Annotated in this window: 17 protein-coding genes, 1 riboswitch and 1 other annotated feature; of the genes, 10 read left to right on the top strand and 7 right to left on the bottom strand. The window is 36.6% G+C overall.

Annotated elements, in window-relative coordinates:
* Positions 1–198: 198 nt before the first annotated feature.
* Positions 199–2,550 (top strand): bifunctional 2',3'-cyclic-nucleotide 2'-phosphodiesterase/3'-nucleotidase, encoded by a 2,352-nt coding sequence (gene cpdB / locus MHH42_RS20835; protein WP_016109070.1) that lies wholly within the window; start codon positions 199–201, stop codon positions 2,548–2,550.
* 57 nt (positions 2,551–2,607) lie between these two features.
* On the opposite strand, the gene nhaC is transcribed toward cpdB, so the two are convergent.
* Positions 2,608–3,981: a Na+/H+ antiporter NhaC gene (gene nhaC, locus MHH42_RS20830; protein ID WP_000253727.1), complete on the bottom strand. Its 1,374-nt coding sequence runs from the start codon at positions 3,979–3,981 to the stop codon at positions 2,608–2,610.
* 278 nt (positions 3,982–4,259) lie between these two features.
* Positions 4,260–4,480, bottom strand: a binding site (T-box leader).
* A gap of 140 nt (positions 4,481–4,620) precedes the next feature.
* On the opposite strand from nhaC, the gene MHH42_RS20825 reads away from it, so the two are divergent.
* The 8 genes from MHH42_RS20825 to MHH42_RS20790 all read left to right on the top strand — a co-directional run bounded on the left by MHH42_RS20825 (position 4,621) and on the right by MHH42_RS20790 (position 11,384).
* Positions 4,621–4,977: a hypothetical protein gene (locus MHH42_RS20825; protein ID WP_000727842.1), complete on the top strand. Its 357-nt coding sequence runs from the start codon at positions 4,621–4,623 to the stop codon at positions 4,975–4,977.
* 122 nt (positions 4,978–5,099) lie between these two features.
* Positions 5,100–6,491 (top strand): adenosylmethionine--8-amino-7-oxononanoate transaminase, encoded by a 1,392-nt coding sequence (gene bioA, locus MHH42_RS20820; RefSeq protein WP_000217832.1) that lies wholly within the window; start codon positions 5,100–5,102, stop codon positions 6,489–6,491.
* Positions 6,488–7,216, top strand: coding sequence for a dethiobiotin synthase (gene bioD / locus MHH42_RS20815; RefSeq protein ID WP_340894022.1), 729 nt, complete (start codon positions 6,488–6,490; stop codon positions 7,214–7,216). Before bioA ends, bioD begins: the two co-directional genes overlap by 4 nt.
* Positions 7,182–8,369, top strand: a complete 1,188-nt coding sequence (bioF, locus tag MHH42_RS20810) for an 8-amino-7-oxononanoate synthase (RefSeq protein WP_001077303.1) — start codon at positions 7,182–7,184, stop codon at positions 8,367–8,369. Before bioD ends, bioF begins: the two co-directional genes overlap by 35 nt.
* On the top strand, positions 8,366–9,106 hold the full coding sequence (locus tag MHH42_RS20805) for an alpha/beta fold hydrolase (RefSeq protein WP_000661287.1): 741 nt from the start codon (positions 8,366–8,368) through the stop codon (positions 9,104–9,106). The genes bioF and MHH42_RS20805 overlap by 4 nt, the downstream gene beginning before the upstream one ends.
* Entirely contained in the window at positions 9,072–9,881 is an 810-nt protein-coding gene (bioC, locus tag MHH42_RS20800; RefSeq protein ID WP_016109068.1) for a malonyl-ACP O-methyltransferase BioC, read from the top strand. Before MHH42_RS20805 ends, bioC begins: the two co-directional genes overlap by 35 nt.
* Before the next feature lies 1 nt (position 9,882).
* Complete coding sequence (bioB, locus tag MHH42_RS20795; protein WP_000815851.1) at positions 9,883–10,881, top strand: biotin synthase; 999 nt, start codon at positions 9,883–9,885, stop codon at positions 10,879–10,881.
* A gap of 182 nt (positions 10,882–11,063) precedes the next feature.
* On the top strand, positions 11,064–11,384 hold the full coding sequence (locus tag MHH42_RS20790) for a hypothetical protein (protein ID WP_000549775.1): 321 nt from the start codon (positions 11,064–11,066) through the stop codon (positions 11,382–11,384).
* 22 nt (positions 11,385–11,406) lie between these two features.
* On the opposite strand, the gene ribH is transcribed toward MHH42_RS20790, so the two are convergent.
* From ribH to MHH42_RS20765, 5 genes are all read right to left on the bottom strand, one after another.
* Positions 11,407–11,868, bottom strand: a complete 462-nt coding sequence (gene ribH, locus MHH42_RS20785; RefSeq protein ID WP_000230897.1) for a 6,7-dimethyl-8-ribityllumazine synthase — start codon at positions 11,866–11,868, stop codon at positions 11,407–11,409.
* Between the two features lie 18 nt (positions 11,869–11,886).
* On the bottom strand, positions 11,887–13,080 hold the full coding sequence (gene ribBA / locus MHH42_RS20780) for a bifunctional 3,4-dihydroxy-2-butanone 4-phosphate synthase/GTP cyclohydrolase II (RefSeq protein ID WP_000469004.1): 1,194 nt from the start codon (positions 13,078–13,080) through the stop codon (positions 11,887–11,889).
* Positions 13,081–13,092: 12 nt separating this feature from the next.
* Positions 13,093–13,737 (bottom strand): riboflavin synthase subunit alpha, encoded by a 645-nt coding sequence (gene ribE / locus MHH42_RS20775; RefSeq protein WP_000493931.1) that lies wholly within the window; start codon positions 13,735–13,737, stop codon positions 13,093–13,095.
* Positions 13,719–14,831 (bottom strand): bifunctional diaminohydroxyphosphoribosylaminopyrimidine deaminase/5-amino-6-(5-phosphoribosylamino)uracil reductase RibD, encoded by a 1,113-nt coding sequence (gene ribD, locus MHH42_RS20770; RefSeq protein ID WP_016109066.1) that lies wholly within the window; start codon positions 14,829–14,831, stop codon positions 13,719–13,721. Before ribD ends, ribE begins: the two co-directional genes overlap by 19 nt.
* Before the next feature lie 307 nt (positions 14,832–15,138).
* Positions 15,139–15,282, bottom strand: a riboswitch (FMN riboswitch).
* A gap of 189 nt (positions 15,283–15,471) precedes the next feature.
* On the bottom strand, positions 15,472–15,714 hold the full coding sequence (locus tag MHH42_RS20765; RefSeq protein WP_002039507.1) for a CDGSH iron-sulfur domain-containing protein: 243 nt from the start codon (positions 15,712–15,714) through the stop codon (positions 15,472–15,474).
* 252 nt (positions 15,715–15,966) lie between these two features.
* On the opposite strand from MHH42_RS20765, the gene MHH42_RS20760 reads away from it, so the two are divergent.
* Positions 15,967–16,212 carry a DUF2552 family protein gene (locus MHH42_RS20760; protein WP_000360799.1) on the top strand — a complete coding sequence of 82 codons (246 nt, stop codon included), beginning with the start codon at positions 15,967–15,969 and terminating at the stop codon, positions 16,210–16,212.
* Positions 16,213–16,223: 11 nt separating this feature from the next.
* Here MHH42_RS20760 and MHH42_RS20755 read toward each other — a convergent pair whose 3' ends face one another.
* A complete protein-coding gene (locus MHH42_RS20755; protein WP_000819220.1) occupies positions 16,224–17,147 on the bottom strand; it encodes an alpha/beta hydrolase in 924 nt (307 codons plus the stop codon).
* Positions 17,148–17,217 lie beyond the last annotated feature (70 nt).

Here is a 17,217-nt window from a genome sequence, read left to right as displayed (position 1 = left end):
ATAAGGTGAAATGCTACTTAGTGGGAGCTTTATCTCCCGTTAATTGTTAGTCTTCATCAATCGAGCGTTTAAGGGGACTACTCGTTAGCGCAGGATGAAATGAAAATCGTGTCTCTAATAGAAGAAAAAAGGTATGTGATTATGGACCGATAGGGATTCATTTCATTATTTCTGGTAATTGTATAAGGGGGATTTTTTGTGAAAAAGTCAAAAAAAATGCTAGCTGGAGCAACTCTTGCTATAGGTGTAATAGCGCCGCAAGTACTGCCAACAACAGCTCATGCGGATGAGAATACTGGGGAGAGTACAGTTAACTTACGAATTCTAGAAACATCAGATATTCACGTTAACTTAATGAATTACGATTATTATCAAACGAAAACAGATAATAAAGTAGGTCTCGTGCAAACGGCAACACTTGTTAATAAAGCACGTGAAGAAGCGAAGAACTCTGTCCTATTTGATGATGGGGATGCATTACAAGGGACACCGCTTGGAGATTATGTAGCGAATAAAATAAACGATCCGAAAAATCCTGTGGATCCTAGTTATACACATCCATTATATCGTGTAATGAATTTAATGAAGTATGACGTCATCTCTCTTGGGAATCATGAATTTAACTATGGTTTAGATTATTTAAACAAAGTGATTAGTAAAACAAAGTTCCCGGTTATTAACTCGAACGTCTATAAAGATGATAAAGATAATAATGAAGAGAACGACCAAAATTACTTTAAACCATATCATATTTTTGAAAAAGAAGTAGAAGATGAATCAGGTCAAAAACAGAAGGTGAAAATTGGGGTAATGGGATTTGTTCCACCTCAAGTTATGAACTGGGATAAAGCAAATTTAGAAGGAAAAGTTAAAGCGAAAGATATAGTTGAAACAGCGAAGAAAATGGTGCCGAAAATGAAAGCGGAAGGTGCAGATGTTATCGTTGCACTAGCGCATTCTGGTGTTGATAAGAGTGGATACAACGTTGGCATGGAAAACGCATCGTATTATTTAACAGAAGTTACTGGTGTAGATGCAGTATTAATGGGACATTCACATACTGAAGTGAAGGATGTATTTAATGGTGTTCCAGTTGTAATGCCTGGTGTGTTTGGAAGTAACTTAGGTATTATTGATATGCAATTGAAAAAGGTAAACGGAAAATGGGAAGTACAAAAAGAGCAATCGAAGCCACAACTTCGTCCGATTGCTGATAGTAAAGGAAACCCATTAGTACAATCTGACCAAAATTTAGTTAATGAAATTAAAGATGATCATCAAGCGACAATTGATTATGTGAATACAGCTGTAGGAAAAACGACAGCGCCAATTAATAGTTATTTCTCATTAGTACAAGATGATCCTTCTGTGCAACTTGTGACAAATGCCCAAAAATGGTATGTCGAAAAGTTGTTTGCTGAAAATGGACAATATAGTAAATATAAAGGAATACCAGTTTTATCTGCAGGGGCACCATTTAAAGCAGGTGGCCGAAACGGTGCTACATATTATACGGATATTCCAGCTGGAACGTTAGCAATTAAAAACGTTGCAGATTTATATGTATATCCAAATACTTTATATGCTGTAAAAGTAAATGGAGCGCAAGTGAAAGAATGGCTTGAAATGTCTGCAGGTCAGTTTAATAAAATTGATCCAAAGGAAACGAAAGAACAGCCGTTAGTAAATATAGGCTATCCTACATATAACTTTGATATTTTAGATGGTTTAAAATACGAAATTGATGTGACGCAACCAGCGAAATACGATAAAGATGGAAAAGTTGTAAATGCAAATACGAATCGTATTATAAATATGACGTATGAAGGTAAGCCAGTAGCTGACAATCAAGAATTTATCGTCGCTACAAATAACTATCGTGGAAGTAGCCAAACGTTCCCAGGTGTAAGTAAAGGGGAAGTTGTATACCAATCACAAGATGAAACACGTCAAATCATTGTGAAGTATATGCAAGAAACACCAGTTATTAATCCAGCAGCCGATCAAAACTGGACATTTAAGCCGATTGTTGCAGATAAATTAAATACAACATTTGATTCTTCACCAAATGCACAAAAGTATATAAAGAAAGATGGGAAAATATCATATGTTGGACCATCTGAAAATGAATTTGCTAAATATGCAATTGATATAACGAAGAAGAACGATGGTGGAGAAAAACCAACAACACCACCAACAGGTGAAGGTAATAATGGAGGAAATCCAACGACACCACCAACAGGTGAAGGCAATAATGGAGGGAATCCAACGACACCACCAACAGGTGAAGGTAATAATGGAGGGAATCCAACGACACCACCAACAAATGAAGGTAATAGTGGAAACAATGCAGGATCTGGACAAACTACAACAGATGATCAAAATACAAAAGAAACAACGACAACTGTAAGTGAAAATAAAGAAGCTGACAAAGATGAACGTGATTTACCGAAAACAGGTGCAAGTGTTGCTTCTACAATTGGAGCGGGTCTTGCATTTGTTGGAGCGGGATTACTTATGTTATTTAGAAGAAAGAAAGCAAATAGATAGTAAAGTGTTGTATAAAAAAGGATTACCGCAATCGGTAATCCTTTTTTTACTTGTATATTATGAAACTGGTACTGCTTTTTCTTTTTTCCATGAAAGACCGAATCCAGTAAAGCCGACGATAATGGTTACAACTGGACAAGCTAAACAGAAGATTGCGTATGGCAGGTAATCGAATGTTGGAACGCTAAGGACGTTTGTTAAGAATACGCCACTTACACCCCATGGTACGAGTGGATTAATTACTGTACCAGCATCTTCTAGTACTCGTGATAAATTACGACGTTCTAAACCGACTTCATCGTATTTGTTAGCGAATGCTTGTCCTGTTAAAACGATTGACAAGTATTGTTCGCCGAGTAAGAAGTTTACACCAATTGCAGTTGAAGCAGTAGAAATAATTAAGCGTGTACTATTTTTAACAAAGCTAGAGATGATATTCATCAGCTGCGCGATAATACCCATCCCTTGTAGTAATCCTCCCATGCAAAGAGCTAGGAAAATAAGGGCAACGGACATCATCATACTTTGTAAACCGCCGCGAGATAATAAGCTATCAATATCTTTTATACCAGTTTTAGAAACGTAACCGTCCTGCATAATTTTCATTAAATCAGTTAGAGATGTACTAGGTTTGAAAATAAAGAGAATAATGATTCCTACTACGATTCCAGCAAGTAATGTTGGAACTGCTGGAACCTTTTTGAATGCGAATAGGAACAGTAATAAAATTGGAATAAGTGTAACGATAGAAATTGTTGCATTTTTTTCTAACGTGCTAATAAAGGATGTGAAATCAACATTGCCTCCAGATCCACTGCCTAAAATGAAATATGCAATAAAAGCAATAATGAAAGCTGGAACTGTCGTCCAAAGCATATTACGAATATGTTCAAATAAATCTACACCGGTTACAGCAGGAGCTAAGTTTGTTGTATCAGATAAAGGAGACATTTTATCCCCAAAGAATGCACCAGAAATAATTGCACCAGCGATAAGCGCTGGATCGTATCCAAGAGCACTACCCATGCCCATAAAGGCAAGTCCTACAGTTGCAGCAGTTGTAAATGCACTACCGATACTCGTTCCAACAATCGCACAAACAACAAAAACAGTTGGAACGAAAATTTTCGGAGATACAAGTTGGAAGCCGTATACCATTAAAGTTGGAATTGTTCCAGCTGCGATCCATACACTAATTAATACGCCTACAAGTAAGAAAATAAAAATAGATGGAATCCCCGCTGAAATACTACTGATCATCCCTTTTTCCATAGTAGACCAAGAGATTTTTTTCATAAACCCAAACGCTAATAAAATAACGATACCGAATAAAATCGGGATATGCGGTGAAACTTCTAATTGAATAACACTAAAACCAATACAGAAAAAGATAAAAATTGTTAAAAGAACAGATTCAATTTTTGAAACCATTGTTTTCCCCTCCTAATTAATCGAGAATAGTCTTTTTTATATAAAATTCGCCAATATTGTATATTTCCTTTTAAATTTTAGAATTTTTTGACAAATTACCGGTAATTTGTTAATACTTCTATATGATACGGAAATGATTGGATAAAAAAACGTCCCTGCATATAATTATGCAGGGACGAAGAAATCGCGGTACCACCCTAGCTTGTAAAATGAATGTATCACAAAATAAAGGGTCGTATGATATGCGTTAATAAAATAAAAAACGCCCCTGCAATATATGCAGGGACGAAAAATTCGCGGTACCACCCTAAATTGTGAAACAGTGTCGTTTCACCACTCTTTAGACATAACGGTCTATAACCGTCTTTCACTACTCCTTACGTTTCGTAAAAGAAGCTCCAGGGGGTAATTCATAATTCGCTCTGTACTGGTTCGCACCGACCACCAGCTCTCTGAAATCAGAAATCGAAATACTACTAAATCCTATCAACGCCGATTCATATGATGTTAATTAAATTTTTATCATATATTCATCATACATGTCAATAAAAATGTGTAATATTTTTTTAGGGAAATAAAGGAGATAGGTTTTAACATTGAAAAATGTGCGTTATAATGAATTCGAAAGGGGAGAAAAGAGTGAAGAAAAAACTAATTCTTTTTACCACCTTACTAGTCATTGGCGGAAGTGCTGGAATTTACACAGCTTTTGCAGCTGAATCAGAGCAGGTGAAGCAAAAGCAAATCCAGCAATCAGAAGTGAAGAAAGTGAAAGAAACGGAAGAGAAGAAGTCGATGGAAAAAGCAGCTGCGAAACTAGGAGTTTCTACTGATGAGAAAACAAAAGAGGAAATTACGAAAGAAGTAAACACAGCTAGATTTGAGAAGCGTCATGATTTATTAATTGAGCACGCAAAACAACTGGGAATTGATACAGAAGGAAAAAAAGATGAAGAGATTATTTTAGAAATCGGAAAGATACAGCATGGAAAGTAGAACAACTTATCGTATGATAAGTTGTTCTTTTTTAAGAACTTTTTAATTTAAAAATAATTGACAGTCTTTTGGATTTAATGTTAACTATATCTATAAACTAGTTAACATTAGGGGTGGCAATTGTGACTGTAAATAGTAATACGACTGAAAAATCATCTTATACATATGAAGAATTATCAGAGAAAAATAAAGCTTACGTATGGCACCCATTTACACAAATGAAAGATTATTTAGAAGAAGATCCTGTCATTATTGAACGTGGAGAGGGAAGAAAGCTATACGATGTAAATGGAAATGAATATTGGGATGGGGTTTCATCTATTTGGCTAAATGTTCACGGACATCAAGTGCCAGAATTAGATGAAGCAATTCGTGAGCAATTAAATAAAATTGCTCATTCTACTATGTTAGGACTTGCTAACGTTCCATCAATTTTATTAGCAGAAAAAATTATTGAGGTTGTACCAGAAGGATTGAAGAAGGTGTTCTATTCAGACTCTGGTTCTACAGCTGTTGAAATTGCAATTAAGATGGCTTTCCAATATTGGCAACATAAAGGGAAACCGAGAAAACAAAGATTTGTTACATTAAAAGAAGCATATCACGGTGATACGATTGGTGCTGTTTCAGTAGGAGCAATAGACTTGTTTCACCAAGTGTATAGTTCACTCTTATTTGAAGCAATTAAAATGCCGTATCCATATACATATCGTTCTCCTTATGGAGATAATAAGGAACAAATTGTAAAAAAACATTTAGAAGAAATGGAAGAAATGCTGAAAGAAAAACATGAAGAAATTGCAGCTATTATTGTAGAACCTTTAATGCAAGGTGCTGGCGGTATGATTACAATGCCGAAAGGATATTTAAAAGGGCTAAGGGATTTATGTACAACATATAATGTTTTATTTATTACGGATGAAGTAGCAACGGGATTTGGGCGCACTGGAAAAATGTTTGCATGTGAACATGAAAATGTGACGCCAGACATTTTAACCGCTGGGAAAGGTTTAACAGGTGGTTATTTACCGGTTGCAGTTACGGTAACGACAGACGAAATATATAATGCCTTCTTAGGAGAATATGAGGAACAAAAATCATTTTTCCATGGTCATAGTTACACAGGTAATCCGTTAGGGTGTGCAGTAGCAATTGCGAATCTAGAATTATATGAAAAAACAAATTTAATAGAAGATGTTGCACGTAAAACAGAATATGTAGCAAAGCAATTAGAAGCGCTCTTTGCATATAAACATGTAGGTGATATTCGTCAGTGTGGGTTAATGGTTGGTATTGAACTAGTGAAGAATAAGGAAACGAAAGAATCGTTTGAATGGACAGAAAGAGTCGGTGTGCAAGTATGTAAACGCTCAAGAGATCTTGGCATGATTTTACGACCGCTCGGTAACACGATTGTATTTATGCCTCCTCTTGCTTCTACAATTGATGAGATTGATGATATGTTACGCATTTTATATAAAGCAATCTCAGATGTTACGGAGGGAGAAGAATGAGCGGTTTTTTCATAACAGCAACAGATACTGAAGTTGGAAAAACTGTGGTTGCAGGTGCGTTAGCAGGTGTATATAGAGAGTTGGGATATAGCGTAGGGGTATATAAACCGTTGCAAAGTGGACATGTTGCATCAAACCCTGAGGGAGATGCAGCAAGATTAAAAGCATTATCGGGTGTACCGACAAAAGAAGCTGAAATTTGTCCTTATTCCATTGAAGAACCGCTTGCTCCGAGACTTGCGATGAAAAGAGCTGGAAGAGTCGTAAAGTTAAAAGACATTATGAGGCACTATGAAGAACTATTAAAAGAGTTTAATAGCGTATTTGTCGAAGGGGCAGGCGGGCTTGCAGTCCCATATACTGAAGATAGTTTAGTAATTGATTTCGCAAAACAATTACAGTTGCCTCTTATTATAGTAGCTCGCCCTACGCTAGGGACAGTAAATCATACTGTCTTAACAATTTCTTATGCACAGGCACACGGTTTAACAGTAGCAGGTGTAATTTTGTCTAGTTGTAAAGAATGTGACAAAGAAAGAGTGCAAGAAAATAAAGAAATGATTGAGGAGTTAAGTGGAGTACCAGTTTTAGGTTTATTACCATTTCTTGAAGGTGAATTTACTAGGGAAAAATTATTGGAATCAGCAAAAGAACATATTATGATTTCAAAATTAGAGGAGTTCATTCAAAATGAATCAAACGTGGCGCACACATCTTCAATCTAAATTACAACAATTACATGAGCAAGGACAGTATCGTAATTTGCATGTAACAGAGCAAGCAGAAGAGACGTGGCTTATTCGAGATAAAAAAAGGTTGTTAAATTTAGCATCAAATAATTATTTAGGATTAGCTGGGGATGAAAGATTAAAAGAAGCTGCTATTGCGTGTACAAAAAAATATGGAACTGGTGCGACTGCCTCTCGCCTCGTTGTAGGAAATTATCCATTGTATGAAGAGGTTGAGAGAAGTGTATGCAACTGGAAAGGTACTGAAAGAGCACTAATTGTAAATAGTGGATATACAGCAAATGTAGGTGCTATATCTGCTTTAGCCTGTCGTCACGATATTGTGTTTAGTGATAAATTAAATCACGCAAGTATTGTTGATGGAATTATATTAAGCGGCGCAGAACATAAAAGGTATCGTCATAATGATTTGGATCATTTAGAGAAGTTATTGAAAATAGCGTCACCTGAAAAGAGGAAATTAATCGTAACTGATACTGTTTTTAGTATGGATGGTGATACTGCATACTTGAGAGAATTAGTGCAGCTTAAGGAGAAATACGGGGCAATCATTATAGTTGATGAAGCGCATGCGAGTGGAATATATGGAATCGATGGAGCTGGGTTATCTCATATAGAAAAAGACATTGCTCAAAAAATTGATATACATATGGGGACGTTTAGTAAAGCTTTAGGGTGCTATGGTGCGTATTTGACAGGCGATGCAATTTATATAGAGTATTTACGAAATATGATGAGAAGCTTTATTTTTACTACAGCCTTACCACCAGGAATATTAGGGGCGATACGAAAAGCAATTGAAATTGTGAAAGAAGATAACGAAAGAAGAGAGAGTCTTATAGCGAATGGTGCATATTTCAGAACCCATTTACGAGAAGCTGGTTTTGATATTGGGAATAGCTCAACTCATATTGTACCGATTGTAGTCGGTTCAAATGAAAATGCTTTACGGTTTAGTAAAAGATTACAAGAGGTAGACATCGCAGCAATTGCAATTCGTCCACCGACGGTTCCAATTAATAGTTCCCGGGTCCGTTTTGCTGTTACGTCACAACATACAATAGCTGATTTAAAATGGGCCATTGACCAAATTATTCACATTGCGAAAGAAGAGGAGCTTTTCGTATGAAAGAGCTAAAGATTATTTTTATCCCTGGATGGGGAATGGAAGAAAATGTTTGGGATTTAGTACTTCCGTATTTCAAAGAATATCCTGTTCAATGCATAGATTGGCGTAACGTGAAAGAGATAGGCGAGTTTGCGGAACGAATAATAGATGTAGCGCATGATGAAAATGTAATTTTAGTTGGATGGTCATTAGGAGCTTTAGCGGCAATTCAAGCCTATAAAAAGATTAAGGCAAAAGGTATCGTATTAATTGGTGGTACTGCTAAATTTACAAATACGAGTGACTATACAAGTGGATGGAATTCTTTGCATGTAGAACGGCTGAAAAAGAATTTGGTGGGGAAGAAAGAAGATACGCTCAAGCGGTTCTATGAAAATATGTTTACGAAAGATGAGTTGAAAGAGAATAAATGTTTTGAAGATATTGTAAAACATTTTAAAGGGGATTCTATTCAGTCTTTACAATTAGGTTTGGATTATTTAATAGAAACAGATATGAGAGGAGAGCTGAAAGAAATTCAAGCACCTATACTATTTATTCATGGAGAGCAGGATGTAATATGTCCATTGTCTGCTGCTCATAGTATGGCGGACAATACAAATGTAACACTCAAGGTAGTAAGTGAGGCAGGACACGCATTATGTATAACGAATTTTGAATATTGTGCAAATGAGGTAATTCAATTTGTAGAGGGGATACGACATGATCAACAAAACGTTACTGCAAAAACGGTTTAACGTGGCAGCTGTATCTTACGATCAATATGCAAATGTACAAAAAAAGATGGCACATTCATTACTTTCTACATTGAATCGACGATATAGTGCAAATTCATCGATACGTATTTTAGAACTTGGATGCGGGACAGGTTATGTCACAGAGAAATTATCAAACTTATTTCCAAAAGCGCATATTACAGCTATTGATTTTGCTGAAAGTATGATTGCGGTTGCGAAAACTAGACAAAATGTAAAAAATGTAACGTTTCACTGTGAAGATATCGAACGATTACGATTAGAAGAATCATATGATGTCATTATTTCAAATGCTACATTTCAATGGCTAAATGATTTAAAACAAGTGATTAGAAATCTATTTCATCATTTGTCTACAGATGGGATACTACTCTTTTCAACGTTTGGACAAGAAACTTTTCAAGAGCTTCACAATTCGTTTCGGAGGGCGAAAGAAGAAAAAAATATACGAAATGAAATAGTGATAGGTCAACGTTTTTATTCGAAAGATCAGTTACGCCATATATGCAAGATAGAAACAGGGAATGTACATGTTTCTGAAACATGTTACATAGAGAGTTTTGCAGAAGTTAGAGAGTTTCTGCATTCTATTCGAAAAGTAGGAGCGACCAATAGTAATGAAGAATCATATTGCCAAAGTCCCTCACTCTTTCGTGCGATGCTTCGTATATACGAAAGAGACTTCACGGGAAATGAAGGGATAATGGCAACGTATCATGCTTTATTTACGTATATAACAAAAGAGGGGAAGAGATGAAATGAAACAAGTACAAACAAAAAGGGATTGGAAAAAACTTGCATACGACGTAGTAGAAGAGAAAATGATTACGAAAGAAGATGCAATAGCAATATTAGAAGCTGATGATACAGAAGTTTTAGAAATTATGAATGCAGCCTACATCATTCGTCATCATCATTTTGGTAAGAAAATAAAATTGAATATGATTATTAATACGAAATCTGGCTTATGTCCTGAAGATTGTGGGTATTGTTCACAGTCTATTATTTCAGAAGCACCAATTGATAAATATGCATGGTTAACGCAGGAGAAGATTGTAGAAGGAGCACATGAAGCAATTCGCCGTAAAGCGGGTACATATTGTATTGTAGCATCTGGCCGTCGCCCGACAGATAAAGAAGTAAATCACGTAATTGGGGCTGTGAAGGAAATTCGTGAAACGACAGATTTGAAGATTTGTTGCTGTTTAGGTTTCTTAAACGAAGATCAAGCAGGACGCTTAGCAGAAGCTGGTGTTCATCGTTATAACCACAACTTAAATACACATGAAAACAATTATGAAAGCATTTGCTCAACTCATACGTATGACGATCGTGTTGATACGGTTCAAAAAGCGAAACAAGCTGGTATTTCACCATGCTCTGGGGCGATTTTTGGAATGGGAGAAACAATTGAAGAACGTGCTGAAATAGCATTTGAATTACAACGTATAGATGCAGATTCTATTCCGTGTAATTTCCTCGTTGCTGTAAAGGGCACACCGCTTGAAGGACAAAAAGAGTTAACACCTGTAGAATGTTTAAAAGTATTGGCGATGATGCGTTTCGTAAACCCAACAAAAGAAATTCGTATTTCAGGAGGTCGCGAAATTAATTTACGTTCTGTACAGCCACTCGGCTTATTTGCAGCAAACTCTATTTTTGTCGGGGATTACTTAACGACAGCTGGACAAGAGCCAACTGCAGACTGGGGTATGATTGAAGATTTAGGATTTGAGATTGAGGAATGTGCACTATAAGATAGAGGAAAAAGCAAACTTGTAAAAGAGTTTGCTTTTTTTGTAAATAAAATGTAATAAAAGGCTATTATCACTTGATACGAATGGGTTTTGAGTGAGAAAAAGAATTTTTGCAGACGAATTTTCCAAGCCCTAGTTGTACATAGTAAATATGTATTTTATATTGGGTTGGAGGATTTTACATGCACAAATACATATTAGCGATTATGACCTGTCTAATTTTAATAAAAGCAATAAGTACTGATCCAGTTAAGGCCGCTGAAAATCCTGAACAAAAAGAGATGCAACAAAGAATTGAACAACATTTTCGAACGAAAGCTGAACATTTTGGATTGAAAACGGAAGGGAAAGATTTAAAGGAAGTACGAAAAGAAATTACTATTATAGAAGAAGCGAAAAAAAGAGAGAATGTATGGAGAACAGCGCAAGCACTTCGTATAAAGACAGAAGGAAAAACGATGAATGAATTAATAAAAGATGTACGAAAAAAAGCGAAAAAATAAAAAGAGGCCGCAGCCTCTTTTTTTATGCCCATTGTTTTGATAAGTGAGCCATTTCAATGGCAGCAACGGCTGATTCATATCCTTTATTACCAGCTTTCGTACCTGCACGTTCAATCGCTTGTTCAATTGTTTCTGTCGTTAATACACCGAAAATAACAGGGATGTCAGTTTGTAGTGATAAAGACGCAACACCTTTTGCTACTTCATTACAAACGTAATCGTAATGTGTAGTAGCTCCACGGATTACAGTACCTAAAGTAATAACAGCATCATACTTTCCGCTACTGGCCATCTTTTTAGCGATTAAAGGAATTTCAAATGCACCAGGAACCCAAGCGACATCAATATCATTTTCTTCTACGCCGTGACGTTTTAATCCGTCTAAAGCGCCGCCAAGTAATTTACTTGTAATAAATTCATTAAAACGTCCAACAACAACCCCAACTTTTAATCCTGTACCAACTAAATGACCTTCGAATACCATAATAAATCTCTCCTTTGATTATAAGTTTAATAAATGTCCTAATTTGTTTACTTTCGTTTGTAAATATGTTTTATTCTCTTCTTTTGTTGGCATTTGCAACGGTACACGCTCGACTACTTCTAAATCGTAACCTTGTAAGCCAGCAATTTTTCTTGGATTATTCGTTAATAATCGTAAACTTTGTAAGCCTAAATCTTTTAATATTTGAGCGCCGATACCATAATCACGAAGGTCAGCAGGGAAGCCGAGTTTTTCATTTGCTTCTACAGTATCGAATCCTTCTTCCTGCAATTTATAAGCGCGAAGCTTATTAAGAAGCCCGATGCCTCGTCCTTCTTGTCTCATATAAAGAAGAACACCTTTTCCTTCACGCTCAATTTGAGCAAGTGCTGCATGGAGTTGTGGTCCGCAATCACAGCGACATGAACCGAATACATCTCCTGTTAAACATTCAGAATGAACACGTACAAGCACCGGTTCACCTGTTGAAATATCACCTTTTATGAGCGCAATATGTTCTTTCGTATCTAATGAGTTAGAATAGCCAATTGCTTGGAAAGTACCGAAATCTGTAGGTAAGGTAATTTCCACTTCTCTCGTCACAAGTGTTTCATGATGGCGGCGATAAACAATTAAATCTTCTATCGTAATCATTTTTATATCAAATTGTTTTGCGCACTGTAGTAAATCAGGTACACGTGCCATCGTACCGTCCTCATTAATAATCTCGCAAATGACACCAGCAGGTTCTGCTCCGCAAAGTTTTGCTAAATCGACAGCAGCTTCTGTATGACCTGAACGGCGAAGGACACCGCCTTCTTTTGCGATTAATGGAAAGATATGTCCAGGTCGATTGAAATCAGCACCTTTAGATGCAGGGTTTAACAATTCTTGTATCGTAGTTGCACGTTCGTGAGCGCTAATCCCTGTTGTTGTAGAAACATGATCAATGCTCACTGTAAACGCAGTATGATGTGAATCTGTATTATGAGATACCATTGGTTCTAATTGTAGGCGCTCTGCGTACCCTTCCGTAATCGGTACGCAAACGAGGCCGCGACCATGTGTAATCATAAAATTAATTGTTTCTGGCGTAATATACTCTGCTAAAGCGATAAAATCGCCTTCATTTTCTCGGTTTTCATCGTCGCATACGATAACGACTTTTCCTTGTTTTAAATCTTCTAGAGCTTCTTCAATACGATGAAACATTATGTTTCCCCCTTATAGAAATCCGTTTTCTTGTAAAAAGCTTTCGGACATTGACCCCGTTCGTTTTACAGGTTTAGAAATAAAGCGTTCGATATATTTACCAATCATGTCACACTCAATGTTTACGATATCTCCGGCATTCTTTTCTCCGATGACAGATTCGCTTACTGTGTGTGGGATGAGTGAAATTGTTATGGAAGATTCGTCTATATCAAATATCGTTAAACTCGTTCCATCAACAGCAACGGATCCTTTATGCAAACAATAGCGTAGCAATTCATCGGAAATTGCTATTTTGTAATAGACGGCATTGTAATGTTGTTTTTTAGTTAAAATTGTCCCGATGCCATCGATATGTCCTGAAACGAAATGTCCACCAAAGCGCCCGTTTGCAGCCATGGCCCGCTCTAAATTTACTTTAGAGTGTGATTTAAGCAGGCGAAGTGATGTTGATTTCATCGTTTCAGGCATTGCATCAACTGTAAATGAAGTAGTTGTAAAGCTCGTTACAGTTAAGCAAATCCCGTTAACCGCGATACTATCACCTAAATGGACATCAGATAAAATTTTATTTGCATGGATCGTTAATTTCATCGCTTCTCCGCTTTGTTGCATGTTTGTGATCGTTCCTAATTCTTCTACAATTCCTGTAAACATTTCGTCACCTCATTTCGGGCAGTCGCAACAATTTTGATATCATCGCCAATTTGTTTCATCTCTTGAATTTTCAAGGAAAGCGAATCTTGTAATTTTGAAAAACCGTTTCCTCCAAAAAGAGTAGGAGCACCTTTCCCGCCAATTAATTTCGGGCTTATATAGGTTACAATTTCATTGAAATTGTTTGTTTGTAAGAAACTTGCATGAACAGTTTGTCCACCTTCGATGAAGAGAGACAGGATTTGTTTTTCACCGAGTAGATCTAAAACATCTTGAATTTCAATTTGCTTCGTTTTCATTTGGAATATCGCTATATTTTTAGATTCATAAGAAGCTATTTTCTCTTTATTTACATCCTTACCTACAATAATCCATGTCGGTGCTAAAGTATCTGTTATGACATGAGAAGATGGTGGCGTTCGTAAATGGGTATCTAAAATAACGCGAATAGAATGTTTCCCGCCATTTGGAATTCTTGTTGTTAAATGTGGATTGTCGGCTATAACTGTATTCACTCCAACAAGAATTGCATCATGTGTATGGCGATATTGGTGAACGTCAGCGCGTGCTTCTGCACCAGTAATCCACTTACTTTCACCAGTTACAGTGGCTGTTTTGCCGTCTAAGCTCATCGCGGTCTTTATCGTGACAAATGGGCGTTTCGTTTTCATGTAGTGAAAAAAGTAGCGATTTAATAAAACTGCTTCCGTTTCAAGAACACCCGTAGTTACTTCGATTCCTGCCTCTTCTAATTTCTTTTTTCCATTACCAGAAACGAGCGGGTTGCAATCAAGGGTAGCAATGACAATGCGCTTAACTCCCTTTTCGATGAGTAATTCACAGCAAGGTGGTGTTTTTCCAAAGTGGCTACACGGCTCAAGTGTTACATAGACGGTAGCGTTTATGGCTTTCTCACCAGCCATATGAAGGGCATGAACTTCCGCGTGTTCTTCACCAGCACGTAAATGAGCGCCCATTCCGACAATTTTTCCATCTTTTACCACAATGGCACCAACCATAGGATTCGGACTCGTTTGTCCTGATGTCCCCTTAGCTAATTGCAAGGCAATCCTCATATATTCTTGATCAGTCATTCTCTTCACCTCTCCTAAAAAAATCAAAAAACCCCAAGGATTTAATATCCTTGGGGTTTGGGAGACGTGATTTCTAGAATTATAGTTCGAATACGAAAGTACAGGAAAGAAACCTAGCGATGATTGACATTTTTGCGTAAGGAAAAAACCTAGCAAAATATCGAATTTTTTAAACGCTAGTTGTCTCTTTTTTATTTCAGTATAAAAAATGAGTATAGAAAACTAAACATATATATAAATTCAAAATGAATGTATAAAAATATGCATACTGAAATAAAAGTGTATTCACTATATAAAAAACTAGAAACATATCCTTCTCCCATCCAGACTATACTGTCGGCCCTAGAGTTTCACTAGATCCACCGTTTTCGAGTTGAAAACGGGTCACGGACTTAGAAGTTTTCACTTCATCACCGCCGGTTGGGAATTTCACCCGACCCCGAAGGATGCTGTTTGGTCAAATTATAGCACAAAAAAGAAAAAAGGCTAGCAAAAAATATTTGAATGTGAAGAATTGTGTGAAAATACATGGAGATTGAAATGGAGACAAAAGTGTTAAAAATGTTGTTAGGAAAAGGAATATCCAGACTTTGATTAAAAGAAAAAACATGCACAAAAAATGTGCATGTCACATACGAAATTACTTTGCCTCTGGTGCTCTAACAACAGATTCGAATTTACCTTTATGCGAAGCATCGCAATAAGGCATATTTTTTGATAAACCACAACGGCATAAAGAAAATGCTGGTTTTGCTGGGAATACATTCCCTTGTGAGTCGACTAATTCCACGTCCCCTGTAACGCGAAAAGAGCCATTATCATTTACTTTAATTTGTACTTTTGCCAACGCTATCCCTCCTTCCCAAACGCTTAATTTCATCATATAATCAAGGGAAGCACTTGACAATATAAAGTGAAACTTTAATTAGTGGAGGGGGTTCATTCCACTGATTATTAGCCTTCACCAATCGGGCGATTACGGGCAGTTAATCTCCCGCCTAACTTCTTTGCTTTAGCCGAATTTTGAGATGGGAGTCTCACTGCCCGTTAACGCGGGATAAAAAGAGCACTTTCTTTGGGAGAGAAGAGAGTGTTATAATGTTTTTTATAACTGACTAGAGTAAGGTGACGAAAGATGGATAAACAATTACTTACATTACGAAATATTGCAAATGAGCGCACGTGGGCATCATTTTTGAATGATAATCATCCATATAGTTTATTGCACTGGTCGATTGCCGGTGTAGGACAAGAAGCGAAGGATGTTTGGTTACTTCAAGATGAGGTAACGTTTCAAACGACAGAATTTCCAACGCTAGATGAAGCTGTGCAATGGATTTCTGAAAACATGGAACAAGTTACAGACGTTTTATCGCAATGAAAAAAACAGGCTTATGCAAGCCTGTTTTTTGTTTCTTTTACGTATGTGTTCAAAAATTGATCAAGAGCTGCTTCATACTCCTCTTTATTTTCGTTATAAGAGCAAGCGTGTGCACCGTGTTCTGCAATATAAAGTTGTTTATTATTTTCTTTTGCTTCATATAGAGCTTTTGTCATATCGGCTAAAATATAATCGTCATCTTTACTATGAATAAAGAGAACGGGATTGTTAATGTTTTTTATACAGTCGATTGGTGAAACTTCACGAATTGTATACCCGTCACGAACTTTTAAAAAAGCATTTGCTAATGGTAATAAAGGCCATTTGGGTAAATGGAATTCAACCTTTAAGCGGTGCTGTAATTGCCCATAGAAATCAGAAAAAGGACAATCTGCAATATAGAAATCAGCACCATCTTCTACAAGTCCTGCGTATTGAAGTAGTGTTGCAGCGCCCATAGATTCACCATGAATACCGAGTATTATATTTGTGCCAAAACGACTTTTTAGCCAGTCAACTACTGATTTTAAATCATGTTTTTCATAGTATCCATAGCTTGTTGTTTTTCCTCCGGTTTTACCATGACGACGATGATCATAAATAAGGACATTAAATCCTCTGCTTAAAAATAAGTTTGCATATTTTACAGAGTTCATTTTGTTTACAGTTACGCCGTGACAAAAAACCATAAACTTGTTGGAATGACCTGCAGGAATGTAATATCCATGAAGATCATATCCGAATTGCGAAGGGATATGAATTTCTTCTTTATGAAGAGCGTCAAAATCTTCTATACGAAAATGTTTTTTCGATTCTCTTTCTAGAACTTCTTCCTCTGTTTTTTTCTTCAAGTACATCACTTTATTTGTAAAGAAAATCCCAAGGGCAGTTATCGCACCTAGTATAGTAAACAATGCTGCAAAAAAACGTTTCATACTTTACCTCATCCTCCAAATACCGTTACATGTGATACACTTACATTGTATCACAAGGATAGAAAAGGAG

Origin of the sequence: Bacillus sp. FSL L8-0099 (assembly GCF_038006385.1) — a bacterium.
In the GTDB taxonomy this organism is placed as follows: Bacteria; Bacillota; Bacilli; order Bacillales; family Bacillaceae_G; genus Bacillus_A; species Bacillus_A toyonensis.
This window is presented reverse-complemented; position numbering and strand designations above follow the sequence as displayed.